The sequence below is a fragment of the Streptomyces carpinensis genome (assembly GCF_002154505.1).
Lineage (GTDB): Bacteria > Actinomycetota > Actinomycetes > Streptomycetales > Streptomycetaceae > Streptomyces > Streptomyces carpinensis.
The window spans coordinates 1-819 of sequence record NZ_MUBM01000774.1; the positions used below are offsets into that span (position 1 = coordinate 1).

Below are 819 nucleotides of genomic sequence, written 5' to 3' on the forward strand. Positions count from 1 at the left end.
CCCGGTCTACGAGCCGATCTCGCGGCGCTTCCTGGAGAACCCCGAGGAGTTCGCGGACGCCTTCGCCCGGGCCTGGTTCAAGCTGACCCACCGTGACATGGGTCCGGTCGCCCGCTACCTCGGCCCGGAGGTCCCGGCCGAGACGCTGCTGTGGCAGGACCCGCTGCCGGAGCGGACGTACGAGCTCGTGGACGCCGAGGACGTCGCGGTCCTCAAGGCCAAGGTCCTCGAATCGGATCTCACCGTGTCGCAGCTGGTGTCCGCGGCCTGGGCGTCGGCCTCCTCCTTCCGCGGCAGCGACAAGCGCGGCGGCGCCAACGGCGCCCGCATCCGTCTGGAGCCGCAGCGCAATTGGGAGGTCAACGACCCCGACCAGCTGGCCACGGTGCTGCGCACCCTGGAGGGCATCCAGGAGGCCTTCAACGCGGCCCAGACCGGCGGCAAGCGGATCTCGCTCGCCGACCTGATCGTGCTCGCCGGTGACGCGGCCGTCGAGCGGGCCGCCAAGGAGGCCGGCTTCGAGGTCGAGGTGCCCTTCACGCCGGGCCGTGTGGACGCGTCGCAGGACGAGACGGACGTGGAGTCGTTCGCCGCGCTGGAGCCGACCGCCGACGGCTTCCGCAACTACATCGGCAAGGGCAATCGTCTCCCGGCCGAGTTCCTGCTGCTCGACCGCGCCAACCTGCTGACCCTGAGCGCCCCGGAGATGACGGTCCTCGTCGGCGGCCTGCGCGTGCTGGGCGCGAACCACCAGCAGACGCAGCTCGGCGTGTTCACCACGACCCCCGGGTCCCTGACCAACGACTTCTTCGTCAACCT

At 70.9% G+C, this 819-nt stretch carries 1 protein-coding gene; it reads left to right on the top strand.

What is annotated here, in order from left to right:
* The coding region (locus tag BZY54_RS48700) for a peroxidase family protein (protein WP_341868747.1) at window positions 1-819 on the top strand (819 nt) is incomplete at both ends.